The sequence below is a fragment of the Streptomyces sp. NPDC045899 genome, assembly GCF_056431485.1.
Window position 1 is genome coordinate 81215 of sequence record NZ_JBWKKP010000005.1, and the last position, 16278, is coordinate 97492.

The following is a 16278-nucleotide window of genomic DNA, read 5'->3' on the forward strand; positions in this document are numbered from 1 at the left end:
GCCCCCTCAGCCCTTGCCGTGGCAGTGGCCACCGGTGCCGGGCGGTACGTCCAGGGTGGGGTTGCGGTCGAAGAAGCCGACCGGTTTGAGGGTGAAGCCCGCGTAGTCCACCGGCATCACCGGCCAGTCCTCGGGGCGCGGGAAGTGGGTGAGTCCGAAGGTGTGCCACACCACGATGTCCTCGCCGTCCACCGCGCGGTCGGCCGCCGTCCACGCGGGCAGTCCCGCGCCGCCCGGGTGCTGATTCACGAAGTCGCCCGCCGGATAGCGCTCATCGGGGTGGTAGGGGGTGACCCACAGATGCCGGGTGGCGAAGGCCGCGCGGCCGCGGATGACCGAGGAGTCGTCGGCCAACAGCGTGGGACCGCCCTCGGGGTGGAGGGCGTAGCCGGTGGGGCGGCCGAACCGATTGGTCCGCTCCGGGTTGACGATGTGCCAGGTGCGGGCCCTGGAACCGTCGGCCGGACGCTGGGCGAGAGACTCCCGGGTGAGCCGGGTGCGCTGTTCGGCGAAGGCGTTGCCGTACGGGTTGTCCGGGCCGATCGGCACCCGCACCGCGTCCACCTCGTCGACCGCGTTGCGCGGACCGTCGACCATCATGTCCAGCCGGGCGGAGAACAGGTGCTGGTGGTAGGGGGCGCCCAGACCGGGGGCGATCTCGCTGGCGAACCGGTGGCCCTCCTCCGGGTAGGCGGAGGTGAACACCACCCCGGTGGCCTTGGTCTCGCACTGGAGGGTGCCGTCGAGGTAGAGGTACCAGTAGAAGCCGTAGTCGTAGTTGCCGATGGTGGTGAAGAACGAGATCACCATGCGGCGCTGGCGGCGGGTCTCGCTGGAGCCCGCGAACATGTCGCTGTGCTTCCACAGGACGCCGTAGTCCTCCTCGTGCAGACAGATGGCGTTACGGATCACGGAGGGCTCACCGAGATCGTCGGCGATCACCACATCGGCGTAGGTGATCTCTCCGAGGCAGTCGCAGCCGAGCTCGAGCGAGTTGGTGTAGCGGGCGAACATGTACTCGCCGCAGTCGAAGTAGTTCTGCCAGAAGCGCACCGGGGAGGGGTCGGCGTAGGGCACCACCATCTCGGCCACGGACGCCCGGTAGACCACCGGCCGTTCGTCGAAGGCGATCTGGTGCAGGGTCAGCCCCTCGCGTTCGTTGAACCCGATCCGCAGGCTCCAGTTCTCCCAGCGCAGTTCATTGCCCTCGAGGGTGAAACCGGGCCCCTCCGGCTGGGTGATCTCGATCGGCCGCAGCGTGGTGCGGTACGGACCGGTCTGCTCGGGGTCGTCGAAGTTGCCGGGCTCGGCCGGGACCGGGTGGTTGCGGTGGTCGACGACCCGGAGCACCTCGCGGCGGGTGAGGTCCACGAAGGCCACCAGACCGTCCACCGGATGGGCCCACGGGTGGTCCCTGTCGTGCAGTTGCTGGAAGCCCAGCGCACGGACGATCCGGCGGCCCGCCTCGGCGGGGTGGTCGTCGTACGCCCCCGCCGACAGCGGGACGGTGCGCACCGAACCGGGATCGAGGTCACGGCGCTTGAGGGCCGAGCACCACTCCTCACTGCCCAGCAGCACCTCTTCCACCAGGTCGAACTCGGTGTCGGTGATGGGGAGCTGGCCGGTCACCGCCGGATCCAGCTCGGTGTCCCGGTCCACCGCGGAGCGGGTGGCCGAGACGATGACGTCACGGGAGCCGCCGGTGGCCAGGTCCAGCAGCAGGGTCCGGAAGCGGCGGTCGACCGGCGCACCGGGGGTGTGGGCCAGCACCACGGCCTTCTCCGGCTCCTCCAGTGCGCAGAACGCCATGCGTACGCTCCCGGTGAGCAGTCCGGCACCGGTCAGCACCTCCCTGACGGTACGGATCTCCTCCTCGGTGACCATGTCCAGCGGATGGGCGGCGGTGGCCGCGAGGGGCGCGGTGCTCATGCCAGTTCCTCCAGTTCACGGTGGGTCGGGTCGGGCGGTTCCGGATGGTGTCCGGGGGTGCGGGCGGCGCCGTCCCGCAGCTTCGCGAGCACCACACCGGCGGCGAAGAAGGTGGCGAGCACCGCCTCGATGGACACGGCGAGTCCGGTGGAACCACCGATCAGCAGCGGGAAGTTCGACACGGTCAGCACCAGAGCGCCGCACAGTCCTGCCAGACCCAGCAGCGGGGCGATCAGGGTATGCCAGGGGCGGGTGTCCGCCCGGGTGCGCCGGAAGAACACGATCACCGCGAGACAGGTGAGCGACATCAGCACCAGCACGCCCAGCGTGGCGGTCCCGGCCATCCACGCGAACACCTCGCTGACCGGGTCGAGACCGGCCGCCGCGAACACCGCCAGCAGGACCAGGGCGGCCGCGCTCTGCGTCAGCGACGCCCGGTGCGGCGAGCCGTGGCGGGGGTGGCAGTGGCCCCAGGCCGGGGGCAGGGCCGAGGACCGCCCCAGCGAGAACACATAGCGCGCCACCACGTTGTGGAACGACAGCAGCGCCGCGAACAGGCTGGTCACCAGCAGGATCCGGACCAGATCGCCGCCAGCGCCGCCGAGGTAGCGGGTCACCGAGGCGATCAGCATGCCCGCCGGATCGGAACCCGCCTCGCCCACCGCCTTCCGCTCGCCCCAGGCGGACACCAGCGCCCAGGACGACAGCGCGTAGAAGCCGCCGATCAGCAGCAGGGCGAGATAGGTGGCGCGCGGGACGGTGCGTTCGGGGTCGCGGGCCTCGTCCCGGAATACGGCGGTGGCCTCGAAACCCAGGAAGCTGGCGATGGCGAACATGATGCCGATGCCGGGCGATCCCGAGCCGATCTCCGAGGGGTGCAGCGGTGCGGTGGACAGTCCCGAATCCCCGCCCCGGACGGTCACCACCAGGTCGAAGACCAGCACGATGCCGACCTCGCACACCAGCAGCACCCCCAACACCCGGCTGGACAGCTCGATATGCCGGTAGCCGAGCACCGCCACCAGACCGAGCGCGGCGAACGCGTACAGCGGCCACGGCAGCCCCGGCCCGCCGTAGTGCACCACCAGATCCCGCAGGGTGGCGCCGAAGTAGCCGTAGACCGCGAGCTGGACGGCGGTGTACGCGGCCAGCGCCAGGAACGCCGAGCCCAGACCGGTCACCCGGCCCAGGCCCCGCTGGACGTAGGCGTAGAAGGCGCCCGCGTGCGGTACGTGGCGGGTCATGGCGCAGAAGCCCACCGCGAACAGGGTGAGGATCGCGCAGCACACCACGAAGGTGGCGGGGAACCCCGCCCCGTTGCCGAGCGCGATGCCCACCGGGACCGCCCCGGCGATGACGGTGAGCGGCGCCGCCGCGGCCACCACCATGAAGACGACCGACCGGACTCCCAGCGAGCCGGTGAGTTTGGATGTTCTCCCCGCGTCCATGGATCCTCCCAGGGATCTGGTCGAGGCGGATGGCGATGGGCACCGACGTTCGCGGGGCCGTCACCGGGCGGTCAAGGCTCGGTCTCCCGGCCGGGAAATCCCGGCCCGCCGCTCTCGCGCCACCGGGGAATGCCCCGGGCGTGCATTCTCATAACCCGGGAATCGCGCACCGGGAATTCTCATTCGGTCCGGGCGGTGGGACCGCGCGCCACCGTGCGTTACCTTGTTCGCCACGAAGGACCGCGCGGACACAATTCCCGGCCGCCTTCCGCGAGGATTCCAGGCGGCCCGGTCCCCAGCACACGGGAGGAGCCCGATGCGTCCCGGCGAGCGGCGAGGGCCCCCGGTGGAGGAGCGGCTGCCGAGGTCGCCGCGTACCGCCGGGTATGTGGCCCTGGCCGAGGCCGCCACCCGTGAGCCGCACCGGCTGCGGGCCCGGTCCCCGGTGCACGGGCTGGCCCGGCGGCGGCTGGATCCGCTCCAGGTGCTCGCCCAGTCGGTGTCCGGCGCCGCCCCGACCGCCGCCATGGCCGCGACCCCCGCGATCGTGGCCTCCCTGGCCGGGTCCGCCACCCTCTGGTCGTTCGCCGTCGCCACCGTCGTGGCCCTGCTCGTCGGCTCGTGCGTCGGCCAGTTCACCCGGCGGATGGCCGCGGCGGGGTCGCTGTACAGTCTCACCGCCAAGGGCCTGGGACCCATCGCCGCCTTCACCAGCGGCTGTGCGCTGCTGGTCGGCTATGGCGCGCTGACCATGGCCGCCCTCAGCGGTTCGGCCAACTACCTCGGCATCCTGCTCGCCCGCACCGGGGTCGGCGCGGGCCGTACCGCCCCGGTCTTCATCACCCTCCTGCTGGTGCTCGCCGCCGCCGCGACCGCCCTGATGGTGCTCGGCATCCGGCTGGCCGCGCGGGTGATGCTGCTGCTCGAGGCGGTCTCGATCACCCTGATGCTGGCGATCTTCGGAACGCTGCTGGCCCGCCACGGACTCCCGGACCATCTGCACGCCCTCGGTCTGGCGCGCCCCGACCTCGGCGCCACGGCCGCCGGGGTGCTGCCCGCGCTCGCCGCCTTCATCGGCTTCGAGGCGGCCGCGGCCCTCGGGGTCGAGGCCCGCCGCCCGTTCCGCACGGTGCCGCGCGCCGTGCAGTGGACGGCCGGCGCCTCCGGGCTGCTCCTGCTGCTCGCCGCCTCCGCCCAGCAGCTCGGCCTCGACCAGGTCCCCGGCGGGCTCGCGGGGCAGCGGGAACCGGTGGAGACCCTGGCCACCGCCCAGCGGCTGCCCTGGCTCTCGGTGCTGCTGGAGGGCGGGATCGCGCTGTCCTTCTTCGCCGCCGCGCTGGCCAGCGCCACCGCCCTGGTCCGGGTGCTGTTCTCGATGGGCCGGGAGGGCATCGCGCCCCGCGCCCTCGGGGCCGCCCACCCCCGGCACCGTACGCCGCACCTCGCCATCGCCGTCGCCCTGCCACCGCTGGCCGCCGTGCCCGTGGCGCTGCGGCTCGCGGGTGTGGACGCGAGCCGTGCGTTGCCGGCGCTGCTCAACACCTCCGCCTTCGGCTATCTCGTGGCCTATCTGCTGATCTGTCTCGCGGCCCCCGTCTTCCTGCACCGCATCGGCGAACTCACCGTCGCGCCGGTGCTGGTCACGGCGGTCTGCGCACCGGTGCTCATGGTGGTCCTGGGCGCCTTCGTCACCACCCGGTCCGGCTGGGCCCTGGTGGCGATCGGCGCGGTCCCGGCCGCCGGTGCGCTGTGGTTCGGCTGGCTGCGGCTGCGCCGCCCCCGGCAGCTCGCGGGGGTGGGGGTCTACGACGAGACCAGCGCCGCCGATCTGCTCCACGGCCCGGTCGCCCCGCGGGAGCGCGGATGAGCCCGCCGAGGGAGCCCGCCGCCCTGCCCGGACGCCAGCCGCGGGCGGTGCGCAACGCGTTCGCCGTACTGGAGGAGGTGATCGCGATCGGGCCGGGGGCGACCGCGAAGGAGATCTCGCACGCCGTCGGACTGCCCTCGGCGACCACCTACCGGCTGCTCAACCTGCTGGTCGCCGAGGAGTACCTGGTCCGGCTGCCGGGCCTGGGCGGTTTCGCGCTCGGCCGCCGGGCCGCCCGGCTGTGCGTCCCCGTCGCCCCGCGGCTGCCGACCGCCGCCCGTGCCGTGCTCGACCACCTCCGGGAGGTGATCCGCTGGGGCGTGCACCTGGCCGACCTCACCACCGGGCGGATCGTGCTGACCGATCCCGACCCCGACCACCCGCCGTCCGAGGAAGCCCTGCTGGCCCGCCATCCGCACGCCTCCGCGCTGGGCAAACTGCTGCTCGCCGAGGACACCGGGGCCGCGGGGGACGACACCGACGGCCTCGCCCTCCCCGAACCGCGCCGGTTCACCCGGCACACCATCACCGACCGGGCCGGGCTGACCGCCGAGCTCAAGGAGGTGTCCGCCGGCCAACTCGCGCGGCAGTGCGGTGAACTGCGTCCGGACCGCGGCTGTCTCGCCGTTCCGGTACGCCATCCCGCCACCGGTGCCCTGGTCGCGGGGCTCGCCCTGTCCGGCCCGCCGGCGCGGGTGGCCCAGCCCAACCGTGAGCTGATCGCGGTCCTGCGGGAGCACGCCGACCGGCTGGCCCCGCTGCTCGCCTGAGGACCGGCCGTCAGGGGAGCGGGCCCCGCCGTCACGGGAGCAGGCCCCGGCGGCGGGCGGTGACCACGGCCTCGAAACGGGTCCGGGCGTCCAGCTTGCGCATGGCGCCGCGCAGATACGCCTTGACGGTCTCGGGGCGCAGCGAGAGCCGGTCGGCGGCCTCGGCGTTGGTGCAGCCCAGCGCGATCTGGGCGAGGACATCCAGCTCCCGGGGGGCGAGCGAGACCTCCGGCTGCGGGGTGGCGGAGCCGAGTCCGGCCAGCCGCCGGGAAGCGGCACAGAGCCGGGCGCGCAGCGCCTCGTCCCCCACGGCCTGGGCGATCAGCCGCAGTTCGGCGTGGAGTTCACGGACCTCCTCGGCCCTGAACCGCTCGTCGGGGCCGGCGGGTTCGCATTCCGCCGCGCGCTGGAGGCGCAGCCGCCGGTCCACCTCGTCCCGTACCGCGAGCTCCCCGGCCAGTCGCCGCGAGACATCGACCACCGTGTCCGTGGTCCGGTCGCCGAGGGAGGTGACGGTACGGCTGGCGCCGTACAGCACCCCGCGCACCGTTCCGGTGACCACGACGGGGACGGCGACCACGACGGGGACGGCGACCACGGACCGTATGCCCTCCGCGGACACCGGGCCGTCGTAGTCATGGGTGATCGACCGGGCCGCCTCGTAGTCGGCCACCGAGGCGGGCCGCGCACTGGCCAGGACCCGGCCGCCCAGACCGGCCGCCGATCTGATGCCGAGCCCGCGCAGCGCCGCCGTCCGCACCCCGGCGAACTGGGACAGCCGCAGGACGCCCTCGCACACCTGGCCGCCGAAGACGACCGGGAGCCGTGAGCGCTTCTGGACCGACCGGAGCGCCTGCCGGAAGGCGTCTCCGTCGTCGGGCCGCAGGGAGGTGTCCGTACTCGATTGCATTGCCACTGCCCCTTTCCGGGGGTAGTCGGCTCCGTGCGTATCGCGCAGCATAAGACGGCGTAACGCCCCGGCAAAAGGACCTGTGCCGGAAAAGAAAGGGACCGGTGGTCCGCTTTCGGTTCTCCGGACGGCCGCGCACGGAATTCCCGTGCGTGTGAACTCGCCCGCCCGGGGCGCCCGATGCCCACTGTTAAAGTGAATCCCGCGGTTCTCCGGAGCACACGTCCGGACACCGCCCGATCGCACTGATGACAGGGGGACGCTCCGTGCCGACCGCGGACGAACTGCTGGGGGCCGGGGTGGTGGCGGACCTCGCAGCCCGGATGGAGGCCGTGGACCCGGGGCGGCCGCTCACCGCCGTCCGGGCCACGGTGACGGCGCTGGACGGACGGGGGCTGCGGCAGCGCAGCGACCTCGTCCGCGACGCCCTGCTCACCGATCTGCGGGGCGACTACCCGGAGCTGGCCGGGCGGGTGCGGGCCGCGCTCGGCGACGAGGGCTTCACCGGCTGGCTGATCTGGCCGGTGAGCGAGGCCGTGGCGGCGCGGGCGCTGGAGCACCTGGCGGAGCGTCCCGAGGACCCGGGGGATGTCTTCGAGGACGCGCTCGGCCTGCTCGCCGCGCTCACACCTCGATTGACCTGCGAATACGCCATCCGGCGGCTGCTGAACGCCGATCCGGACCGGGCCATGGCGGTGATAGCGGAGTGGACCGCCCACCCCGATGAGCATGTGCGGCGGCTCGCCAGCGAGGGCACCCGGCCGCGGCTGCCCTGGGCGGTCCGGGTGCCCGCGCTCTTCGCCCGGCCCGAGGCCACCCTGCCGCTGCTCCACGCGTTGTACCGGGACCCCTCGGAGTATGTGCGGCGCTCGGTGGCCAACCACCTCAACGACATCAGCCACGACCGGCCGGAGCTGGCCGTGGAGACCGCCACCGCCTGGGCCGCGGCACCCGGCGCCGAGACGCCCCGGGTGATCCGGCACGCCCTGCGCACGGTGGTGAAGCGCGGCGATCCACGCGCCCTGTCATTGCTGGGCTTCGAACCCGTCACCACGCTGGCCGTCTCCGGTCCCACGGTGGCCGAGCCGGTCGTCCGGGTCGGTGGGGAACTGCGCTTCGGCTTCACCCTGGAGAACACCGGCACCACCCCCCTGCGGCTGGCCATCGACTACCTCGTCCACTACCGCAAGGCCAACGGCGGCACCGCCCCGAAGGTGTACAAGCTGACCACGACCACCCTGGAGCCGGGGCAGTCGGAGACCCTGAGCCGGGTGCGCTCCTTCCGGCAGATCAGCACCCGGGTGTTCCACCCCGGGGAGCACACGGTGGAGCTCCAGATCAACGGGGAGCCGTGCGGCTCGGCCCCGTTCGAGCTGGTGATGTCCGCCCCCGGGGCGGGCTGAGCAGCGCTCGCGTACGGAGCCCGCAGCGGCGGCACCGCCACGGGCTCCGGTCCGTCCGTGACGGCGGTCAGTCGCGGACCGTCCGTGCCCGTGCCAGCAGGGCCACCGAACAGATCAGGGACACCACCACCAGCACCATCTGGTAGATCACCACCGGCACGATCGAGCCGCCGGAGGAGCGCAGCAGCCACTCGCCGACCAGCGGTGCCGTACCGCCGATGAGCGCCGAACACAGCTGGTAGGAGAGCGAGATACCGGTGTAGCGCACCGCGATGGGGAACGCGGCGGCCAGCAGTCCGGCCAGGATCGCGTAGTTCATCGCGCCGGTGACCCCCAGCAGACAGATGCCCAGGCCCGCCAGCACCGCGTCCGAGGTCGAGACACAGGCGTACATCACCGGTACCAGGCAGAAGTTGAGGCCCAGCAGGGTGGCCACGGTCCGGCGCGGACCGAAGCGCTCGGCCAGCACCACCCCGAAGGGCTGGACGAAGAACTGCACCACGCTGTAGACGAGCAGCACATTGAGCATGGTGGAGCGGTCCATGCCCAGATCGCCGGTGGCCCACGACAGGATGAACGTGGTGATGAAGTACGTGGCGGCGATGCCGATCGAGCTGGCGAGCACACCGAGCACGAGGGTTCCGGGGTGTCCGGTGACCAGGTCCCGCAGCGGGACCCGCGCCACCCGCTTCTCCTCGCGCAGCCGGGAGAACTCCGGGGACTCCTCGACCTTCAGCCGCACCGCCAGGCCGATCACCACCATCACGGCGGAGAAGAGGAAGGGGATGCGCCAGCCCCAGGCGTCGAACGACTCGTCCGGAAGCTGGGTGAGCAGCGCGAACATCCCGGTGGCCAGGATCGATCCGGCGGGTGAGCCCTGCTGGGCGAAGGCGCCGAAGGACAACGCCCGTCCCTTGGGCGCATGCTCACTGGCGATGAGCACCGCGCCGCCCCACTCGCCGCCGACCGCGATGCCCTGGAGCATGCGCAGCACCACCAGAGCCGCGGGCGCGGCCACCCCGACCTCGTCGTAGCCGGGCAGCAGTCCGATGAGGGTGGTGGCGATGCCCATCATCAGCAAGGTGGTGACCAGCGTCTTCTTACGGCCGATACGGTCGCCGAGGTGTCCGAAGAGCAGACCGCCGATCGGCCGGGCGAGGAACCCCAGCCACAGGGTGCCGAACGCCTCCAGCGCGCCGGTCGTACCACCGCCGCCACCGAAGAAGACATCGCCGAGGACGAGCGCGGAGGCGGTGGAGTAGATGTAGAAGTCGTACCACTCGACGGTGGTGCCGATGAAGGAGGCGAGCCCCGCCCGGCGGGCGGCCCGTGTATGGTCGGCGGCCCCGGACTCACCCGTGGCCTTGGCGGTGGCGGTGCTGTGGTTCATGGGTCAGCGTCCAGATATCCGGTCGGCGAGCAGGGCGATGGGGGAGGTCGTGGTCCGGCCGGCGGCCTCGATCCGGTCGGCCGCGCGATAGGCGGCGTACATCCCGTGCACGCCGAGCCAGCGCAGCGGCTCCGGTTCCCACTTGCGGGTGTGGTGGCCGACCCAGGGCAGTCCGGTGAGTTCGGTGGAGCGGCCCAGCAGCAGATCACACAGGGTGCGTCCGGCCAGATTGGTGGCGGCCACCCCGTGGCCGACATAGCCGCCGGCGGAGCCCAGCCCGGTGGCCGGGTCGAAGTCGATCGAGGCACACCAGTCGCGGGGCACGGCCAGCACCCCCGACCAGGTGTGGTCGATGGCGGTGTCCGCGGTGTCCGGGAAGAGGGAGGTCAGGATCGAGCGCAGGGCCCGCACGGTGTCCGCCGAGGTCTGCCCGCTCCGGTCGGTGCGTGAGCCGAAACGATACGGCACACCCCGGCCGCCGATCGCGATCCGCCCGTCGGGGGTGCGCTGCCCATAGGTGTACGCATGGGTGGCGTCGCTCAGCAGTTCCTGACCCTCCCAGCCGAGCCGCTTCCACAGCCGGTCGGGGAGCGGTTCGGTGACGATCATCGAGGAGTTCATCGGCAGCCAGGTGCGCCGCTCGCCCTCCAGCGCACTGGTGAACCCCTCGGTGGCGCGTACGATCCGGTCGGCGCGGACGGTGCCGAACGGAGTGCTGACCCGGCCGGGCGCGATCGCCGTCACCGGGGTGGACTCCAGGATCCGTACCCCGCGCGCCGCCACCGCCTCGGCCAGCCCGCGCACCAGCTTGGCCGGGTGCACCCGGGCGCAGTGCGGATTGTGGTACCCGGCCAGCGCCCCGTCCAGCCGGAGCCGCATCGTGACCTCCGGTGCGCTCAGCCACCTCAGGTCCGGCATTCCCCAGTGCCCCGCCTGCTCGTACACCGTCCGCAGCCGGGGCAGTTGGGCCGCCCCATGGGCGATGGTGAGATAGCCGCTGCGGACGATATCGGCCCCGATGCCCTCGGCCTCCGCCACCGCGATCACCTCGTCCACGGTCCGGACCATCTCGCGCTGGAGGGCGATCACGGCGTCGCGGCCCCGCCGCCTGGCGTAGGTGGCGGCCGATCCGGCGATCTTGCTGCTCAGCCAGCCCGCGTTCCGCCCCGACGCGCCGAACCCGGCGAACTCCCGCTCCACGACGGTGATGTCGAGTTCGGGCGCGGCCCGCTTGAGGTAGTACGCGGTCCACAGACCCGTGAAGCCCGCGCCCACCACGCACACATCGGTGGTGAGATCGCCGTCCAGCGGCGGCCGTCGTTCGGGGAAACCGGTCTGGCGGTACCAGAAGGACACGTTTCCGTTCAGCACTGCGGCACTCAGCCAATCGTGTAGTCCGGCCGCTGGTCGGGCGGTCGTGGGTGGCCCGGTTTCTCTGGTGGGTGCGGACGGGTCAGTAGCTGGGCGGGCTGATCACCCACAGCACCCGGGCGGCGGCGCCGGCCGTCTCGCACAGCCGGTGCGGTACGGCGGAGGAATAGCGGATGCTGTCGCCGCCGCCGAGGGTGAAGGAGCGCTCGCCCAGGCAGAGTTTGACGGTGCCCTCGAGGACGTAGAGGAACTCCTCCGAGTCGCCGTGGCTGTACAGGGTCTCGCCCGTGGAACCTCCGGCGTCGAACTCCCCGAGGAACACCTCGAGATGGTGCTGCGGCCCCGGGGTCAGCCGGAACTTGCGTCCGCCGAGCACCCCGAGCGCCAGCCGCGGCGCCTCGTCGGCCCGCAGCACGCTCGGCCCGCTGGTGAAGTCGTCGCCGAACAGATCGGCCACCTTGAGCCCGAGCGCGGAGGAGATCTGCTGGAGGGTGGCGATGCTGGGGTTGGCCTGACCGCGTTCTATCTGGCTCAGATAGCCCTCGCTGATCCCTGCGGACCCGGAGACGGCCCTGAGCGTCAGACGACGGGCCCGGCGCAGGGTGCGCAGCCGCTCGCCCACGGATTCGTCGTCGCCCCCGGACCGCTGGGCGGGGAGTTCGTGTTCCATGGCGGGCCACAGTAGAGACGGCTGAACGGCCAGCACAAGGGTCTGTGGCGAGAACTCAGAAATCTTTACTCGGCGTCCGGTGTCCGCCGCGGGCCGCTCCACGAAGACCGGCAGGACAGGGCCTAGCGTGAGCCGGATGGCACCCCGTGCGCACTGGCTCTTCGGCGACCAGCTCGGACCCCACTTCCTCGACCCCCGCCACCACGGCCCCGACCGCCGGGCCCCGGTGGTGATGATCGAGGCCCGCTCGGTGCTGCGCCGCCGCCGGTTCCACCGCGCCAAGGCCCATCTGGTGCTCTCCGCCATGCGCCACCGGGCGGCCGAACTCGGCGACCGGGTGGTCTACGTCCAGGCGGACACCTACCGGGAGGGGCTGGCCGAAGCCATCGGGAAGGGCCCCGTCACCGTCTGCCACCCCACCTCCCGCCATGCGCTGGAGCTGGTCCGCTCGCTCCCCGCCGTGGAGGTGCTGCCTGCCCGGGGCTTCCTGGTCGGCCAGGAGGCGTTCGCGGACTGGGCGGCCGGGCACACCGGCGGCCGGACGCGGATGGAGGACTTCTACCGCTGGGTGCGCACCGGACACGATCTGCTCATGGACGGCGACGAGCCCGCGGGCGGCCGCTGGAACCTCGACCACGACAACCGCGAACCGCCACCCCGTACCGCCCGGACCCTCGGCGCCCCCGACCCCTGGCGTCCGGCCGAGGACGAGATCGACGAGCGGGTCCGCCATGACCTGGACCGCTGGGAACGCGACGGCACCGTGTCCTTCGTCGGCCGTGACGGACCCCGGGGGTTCCCGGCCACCCGGCGGGAGGCGCTGGCCTCGCTGCGCCACTTCATCACCCACCGGCTGCCCGGATTCGGACCGCATGAGGACGCGATGCTCGCGGCCGACCCCGTCATGAGCCACAGTCTGCTCTCCGCGCCGCTCAATCTCGGACTGCTGCACCCGGCCGACTGCGTGGACCGTGCGGAGCGGGCCTGGCGGGACGGCGCCGCGCCCCTGAACAGCGTCGAGGGGTTCATCCGGCAGATCGCCGGATGGCGCGAGTACGTCTGGCACCTGTACTGGCACTTCGGCGAGGACTACCGGAGCCGCAACGCCCTCGGGCACACCGCGCCGCTGCCCGAGTGGTTCCTGGAGCTGGACGCCGACGCGGTGACCGCCCGCTGTCTGTCCACCGTGCTGGCCCAGGTCAGGGACACCGGATGGACCCATCACATCCCCCGGCTGATGGTGCTCGGCAGCCGCGCCCTCCAGGACGGCTGGGACCCCGCGGCCGTCACCGACTGGTTCCACCGCTGCTTCGTGGACGGGTACGACTGGGTGATGCTGCCCAACGTCGTCGGGATGTCGCAGTACGCCGACGGCGGGCTGATGACCACCAAGCCGTACACCTCCGGCGGTGCGTACATCAGCAGGATGAGCGATCTGTGCGGTCCGTGCGCCTACCGTCCCCAGGAGCGCACGGGGGAGCGGGCCTGCCCGTACACCACCGGCTACTGGGCCTTTCTGCACCGCCACCGCGAGCGGCTGTCCCACAACCACCGCATGGCCAGGGTGGTCGGCGGACTCGACCGGCTGGCGGACCTGCCGCAGGTGCTGGAGCGGGCGGCGGCGCGCGGCGACACGCCACCCTGAGGCGTCCGGTGTGTGCTCCGGCGGTTGTCCACCGTGTGTTTCCGTGGTGCCCTGGACACCCCCGCCAGGCAGAGGACACCCCCATGAGCGACAGCACCGATCCCTTCGCCACCGTCCACCGCGCGGTGGGCACCCGACAGCTCCCGTCCGGCGCGGCGGCCCGCACCGTCACCCTGCGGCGCGACTACGCGGCACCGGTCGGGGAGGTCTGGGCGGCGTGCACCGACGCCGAGCGGCTGAGCCGCTGGTTCCTGCCGGTCACCGGCGACCTCCGGCCCGGTGGCAGCTACCAGCTGGAAGGCAACGCGGGGGGACGGATCCTGGAGTGCGAACCGCCCCGGCTGCTCAGGGTGAGCTGGATCTTCGGTGAGCCCGCGGACGAGGCGGAGGTCAGCGAGGTGGCGGTACGGCTCACGCCCGAGGGCGAGGACCGGACCGCGCTCGAGCTGGAACACCTGGCCACCGTCGACGCGGAGCGCTGGGCCACCTACGGTCCGGGCGCCGTCGGTGTCGGCTGGGACCTCGGGCTGCTCGGCCTCGGACGCCATCTGCGGGGTGAGACCATCACCGATCCGGAGGCGTGGGGCGTCTCGCCGGAGGCGCGTGACCTCATGACCCGCAGCAGCCGGGCGTGGGGCGAGGCCCACCGGGCCTCGGGCGCGACGGCGGACGAGGCGGACACGGCGATGCGCAACACCACCGCGTTCTACGTGCCCGGGAGTTGAGCTCCACCGCGGCCGGTGCCGGCTTGTAGCGTGCGGTGCGTGAGCGATGTGTACGAACTGACCCTGGCCATGGATCTGTCCGACGAGCCGTCCGAGGAGGAGATCGCCGAGCTCCGCTGGCACCTGGGTCTCGGCCCCCGGCCGCGGCGGCTGACCATCCTCAGCGCGTTCCCGGTCGTGGTGGAGGACGAAGCGGGGGAGCCGCGGGTGGAGGACCATCCGGAGGCGTTGCTCAGCCGGCACGGCGCGGCCTGGCGGGTGGGCGGTGTGGTCTCCTCCGAACTGGTCCGGCGGACCGGACGGGGACGGCCGGGCTGGGCGCTGACCTCCCGTCAGGAACTGCATCCGGACCTCTTCGCCCCGGTCGGAGTGGTGCTCGGCTGGCTGGCCCACCGGGCCGACCCGATGCACGCGTACGAGGAGGGCGTCGTCCGCGTCGGATGTCTGCGCTTCCTCGAGGACATCGCTCCCCGCCCGCTCGTGGTCAGGGACGGTGCGGTCGGCTGGCCCGAGTGACCTCGTGGCGAGGGGCCGGGCGCATCGCGCACCGGCCCCGTCGCCGCCCGGACGCAACCGTCAGGAGGCCGCCTGTTCCATGCGCTCGCGCAGGCTGCGCGGCCGCATATCGGTCCACACCTCGTCGACATGGGCCGAGCACTCCTCCTTGGTGCCCTCCTTGCCGACCGGGTGCCAGCCCTCGGGCACCTCGAGGTCGGCGGGCCACAGCGAGTACTGGTCCTCGTCGTTGCGCAGCACCTGGTAGCGGGCGTTGTCGTCCATGATGTTCTCTCCTCGTTCCCGTTCCTTGCGGTCCACGGCGATTGACGCGCGTGGTGATGGCCTGTCGGAAGTGCGGTGTCAGCTGTCCCCGGGCGGCTCCTCCTCCGGGCGGTCCCGGGGCAGTCCGCGCAGGGTCGGACCCGCCGTGGTGAGGACCGCCGCGACGGTGATCCCCGCCGAGCACACCAGGATCGCCCCGTCGCCCGGCAGGAGTTCGGTGAGCAGACCGCCCAGCGCCGGTCCCGCCGCCCCTGCCGCGCCGCAGGCGAGCACCAGCACACTGGTCAGCCGCCCGCGCAGCGCGTCGGGGGTGCGCAACAACTGGTCCGTCATGATGGCGGTGTTGGCCGTCGGCGGGAACAGCGCCATCAGCGCGAACAGCACCCCGGTGAGATAGCCGTCGTGCACCAGCACGGCCAGCGGGGTGAGCAGGGCCAGCGCCCAGAACACCGCCACGATCGCCCGGTAGGGACCGAGCCGCCGGTGCCACGCCGGGGCCACCAGTGCCCCCGCCAGTCCGCCCGCGCCCAGCATGGCCGCCATGACACCGACCTCCCCGGAGGGCACCCCCCGGGTCCCGGCGAGCACCACGACCACGATGTAGAAGGCGCTGAAGAACAGATTGAGCACGATGGCGCACAGCACGGTCACCCGGATCGGGCGCTCCCGCCACACCCACCGCAGTCCGTCCAGCACCTCCCGGCCCGGATGCGGCGCCGGGCCCGCGGGCCGCTCCCGCCGCGGCAGCCGCAGGAAGAGCAGGGCGGTGAAGGACACCGCGTGGGTGACGGCGTCCGCGAGGAACGGTACGAAGCGTCCCGCGGCGAAGAGGAAACCGCCGGTGGCGGTGCCCGAGAGCTGACCCATCGAGGCGCGGGCGGTGTTCATCGCCACGGCCGTGGGCAGTTGGGCATCGGTCACCAGCGCGGGCAGCGACGCGCTCTCGGCCGGTTCGAAGAGGGCCGCGCACGCCCCGAACACCGCGGCTACCACCACCATATGCGCCACGGTGGCCGTGTCCGTCCACACCGCGACCGCCAGGGTGACGGCGGACACCGTCTGCGCCCCCTCGCACACCAGCATGATGACCTTGCGGTCGTAGCGGTCGGCCAGCACCCCGGCGGGCAGCCCGGCCACCATCTGGGCGGCGGCGATGGTGCCCATGACGAGGCCGGAGGCGGCGCCGGAGCCGGTGAGCGCCAGCACCAGCAGCGGGAACGCGATCATCGTCGCGTGGAAACCGAACTCCGACAGCGCCTGACTGCCCCACAGCAGCCGGTAGTCACGGTTGCGGGACAGCGGCGGCTCCGGGGCGGTCCGCTCCCCGGCGGTGACGCCGGGCCCGTCCGGTGCCATGGCCCTCCGCTCCC

At 72.7% G+C, this 16278-nt stretch carries 14 protein-coding genes; 6 read left to right on the forward strand and 8 right to left on the reverse strand.

Annotation, left to right across the window (positions count from 1 at the left end; translation table 11 throughout):
- Window positions 1–6 precede the first annotated feature (6 nt).
- Together AC07FT_RS09365 and AC07FT_RS09370 are read right to left on the reverse strand one after the other, a co-directional pair.
- On the reverse strand, window positions 7–1929 hold the full coding sequence (locus AC07FT_RS09365) for a primary-amine oxidase (RefSeq protein ID WP_479175328.1): 1923 nt from the start codon (window positions 1927–1929) through the stop codon (window positions 7–9).
- Window positions 1926–3377 (reverse strand): APC family permease, encoded by a 1452-nt coding sequence (locus AC07FT_RS09370; protein WP_479175330.1) that lies wholly within the window; start codon window positions 3375–3377, stop codon window positions 1926–1928. Before AC07FT_RS09370 ends, AC07FT_RS09365 begins: the two co-directional genes overlap by 4 nt.
- A 316-nt stretch (window positions 3378–3693) precedes the next feature.
- Here AC07FT_RS09370 and AC07FT_RS09375 point away from each other — a divergent pair, with 316 nt between their 5' ends.
- Both AC07FT_RS09375 and AC07FT_RS09380 read left to right on the forward strand, forming a co-directional pair.
- Window positions 3694–5244, forward strand: a complete 1551-nt coding sequence (locus AC07FT_RS09375; RefSeq protein ID WP_479175332.1) for an APC family permease — start codon at window positions 3694–3696, stop codon at window positions 5242–5244.
- Window positions 5241–6014: an IclR family transcriptional regulator gene (locus AC07FT_RS09380; protein WP_479175334.1), complete on the forward strand. Its 774-nt coding sequence runs from the start codon at window positions 5241–5243 to the stop codon at window positions 6012–6014. The genes AC07FT_RS09375 and AC07FT_RS09380 overlap by 4 nt, the downstream gene beginning before the upstream one ends.
- A gap of 31 nt (window positions 6015–6045) precedes the next feature.
- On the opposite strand, the gene AC07FT_RS09385 is transcribed toward AC07FT_RS09380, so the two are convergent.
- Entirely contained in the window at window positions 6046–6924 is an 879-nt protein-coding gene (locus tag AC07FT_RS09385) for a helix-turn-helix transcriptional regulator (protein WP_479175336.1), read from the reverse strand.
- Window positions 6925–7190: 266 nt separating this feature from the next.
- Here AC07FT_RS09385 and AC07FT_RS09390 point away from each other — a divergent pair, with 266 nt between their 5' ends.
- The gene (locus AC07FT_RS09390) at window positions 7191–8327 is read left to right on the forward strand and encodes a DNA alkylation repair protein (protein ID WP_479175338.1); all 1137 of its coding nucleotides are present in this window, start codon (window positions 7191–7193) and stop codon (window positions 8325–8327) included.
- Window positions 8328–8394: 67 nt separating this feature from the next.
- Here AC07FT_RS09390 and AC07FT_RS09395 read toward each other — a convergent pair whose 3' ends face one another.
- From AC07FT_RS09395 to AC07FT_RS09405, 3 genes are all read right to left on the reverse strand, one after another.
- Window positions 8395–9717, reverse strand: a complete 1323-nt coding sequence (locus AC07FT_RS09395; RefSeq protein ID WP_479175340.1) for an MFS transporter — start codon at window positions 9715–9717, stop codon at window positions 8395–8397.
- Between the two features lie 3 nt (window positions 9718–9720).
- Window positions 9721–11088: an NAD(P)/FAD-dependent oxidoreductase gene (locus AC07FT_RS09400; protein ID WP_479175342.1), complete on the reverse strand. Its 1368-nt coding sequence runs from the start codon at window positions 11086–11088 to the stop codon at window positions 9721–9723.
- Window positions 11089–11170: 82 nt separating this feature from the next.
- Complete coding sequence (locus AC07FT_RS09405; RefSeq protein ID WP_431774503.1) at window positions 11171–11758, reverse strand: helix-turn-helix domain-containing protein; 588 nt, start codon at window positions 11756–11758, stop codon at window positions 11171–11173.
- Between the two features lie 136 nt (window positions 11759–11894).
- On the opposite strand from AC07FT_RS09405, the gene AC07FT_RS09410 reads away from it, so the two are divergent.
- The 3 genes from AC07FT_RS09410 to AC07FT_RS09420 all read left to right on the forward strand — a co-directional run bounded on the left by AC07FT_RS09410 (window position 11895) and on the right by AC07FT_RS09420 (window position 14644).
- Window positions 11895–13403: a cryptochrome/photolyase family protein gene (locus tag AC07FT_RS09410; RefSeq protein WP_479175344.1), complete on the forward strand. Its 1509-nt coding sequence runs from the start codon at window positions 11895–11897 to the stop codon at window positions 13401–13403.
- A gap of 83 nt (window positions 13404–13486) precedes the next feature.
- A complete protein-coding gene (locus tag AC07FT_RS09415) occupies window positions 13487–14128 on the forward strand; it encodes an SRPBCC family protein (protein ID WP_479175345.1) in 642 nt (213 codons plus the stop codon).
- A gap of 39 nt (window positions 14129–14167) precedes the next feature.
- Window positions 14168–14644: a hypothetical protein gene (locus tag AC07FT_RS09420; protein ID WP_479175347.1), complete on the forward strand. Its 477-nt coding sequence runs from the start codon at window positions 14168–14170 to the stop codon at window positions 14642–14644.
- A gap of 60 nt (window positions 14645–14704) precedes the next feature.
- On the opposite strand, the gene AC07FT_RS09425 is transcribed toward AC07FT_RS09420, so the two are convergent.
- Window positions 14705–14908, reverse strand: a complete 204-nt coding sequence (locus tag AC07FT_RS09425) for an MbtH family protein (protein ID WP_254741619.1) — start codon at window positions 14906–14908, stop codon at window positions 14705–14707.
- Window positions 14909–14986: 78 nt separating this feature from the next.
- Complete coding sequence (locus AC07FT_RS09430) at window positions 14987–16264, reverse strand: MFS transporter (RefSeq protein ID WP_479175349.1); 1278 nt, start codon at window positions 16262–16264, stop codon at window positions 14987–14989.
- Window positions 16265–16278 lie beyond the last annotated feature (14 nt).

Excerpts from the sequence above, each read along its gene's own strand:
- AC07FT_RS09365 (WP_479175328.1), bottom strand. The coding sequence starts at position 1,929 with ATGAGCACCGCGCCCCTCGCGGCCACCGCCGCCCATCCGCTGGACATG.
- AC07FT_RS09370 (WP_479175330.1), bottom strand. The coding sequence starts at position 3,377 with ATGGACGCGGGGAGAACATCCAAACTCACCGGCTCGCTGGGAGTCCGG.
- AC07FT_RS09375 (WP_479175332.1), top strand. The coding sequence starts at position 3,694 with ATGCGTCCCGGCGAGCGGCGAGGGCCCCCGGTGGAGGAGCGGCTGCCG.
- AC07FT_RS09380 (WP_479175334.1), top strand. The coding sequence starts at position 5,241 with ATGAGCCCGCCGAGGGAGCCCGCCGCCCTGCCCGGACGCCAGCCGCGG.
- AC07FT_RS09385 (WP_479175336.1), bottom strand. The coding sequence starts at position 6,924 with ATGCAATCGAGTACGGACACCTCCCTGCGGCCCGACGACGGAGACGCC.
- AC07FT_RS09395 (WP_479175340.1), bottom strand. The coding sequence starts at position 9,717 with ATGAACCACAGCACCGCCACCGCCAAGGCCACGGGTGAGTCCGGGGCC.
- AC07FT_RS09405 (WP_431774503.1), bottom strand. The coding sequence starts at position 11,758 with ATGGAACACGAACTCCCCGCCCAGCGGTCCGGGGGCGACGACGAATCC.
- AC07FT_RS09410 (WP_479175344.1), top strand. The coding sequence starts at position 11,895 with ATGGCACCCCGTGCGCACTGGCTCTTCGGCGACCAGCTCGGACCCCAC.
- AC07FT_RS09415 (WP_479175345.1), top strand. The coding sequence starts at position 13,487 with ATGAGCGACAGCACCGATCCCTTCGCCACCGTCCACCGCGCGGTGGGC.
- AC07FT_RS09425 (WP_254741619.1), bottom strand. The coding sequence starts at position 14,908 with ATGGACGACAACGCCCGCTACCAGGTGCTGCGCAACGACGAGGACCAG.
- AC07FT_RS09430 (WP_479175349.1), bottom strand. The coding sequence starts at position 16,264 with ATGGCACCGGACGGGCCCGGCGTCACCGCCGGGGAGCGGACCGCCCCG.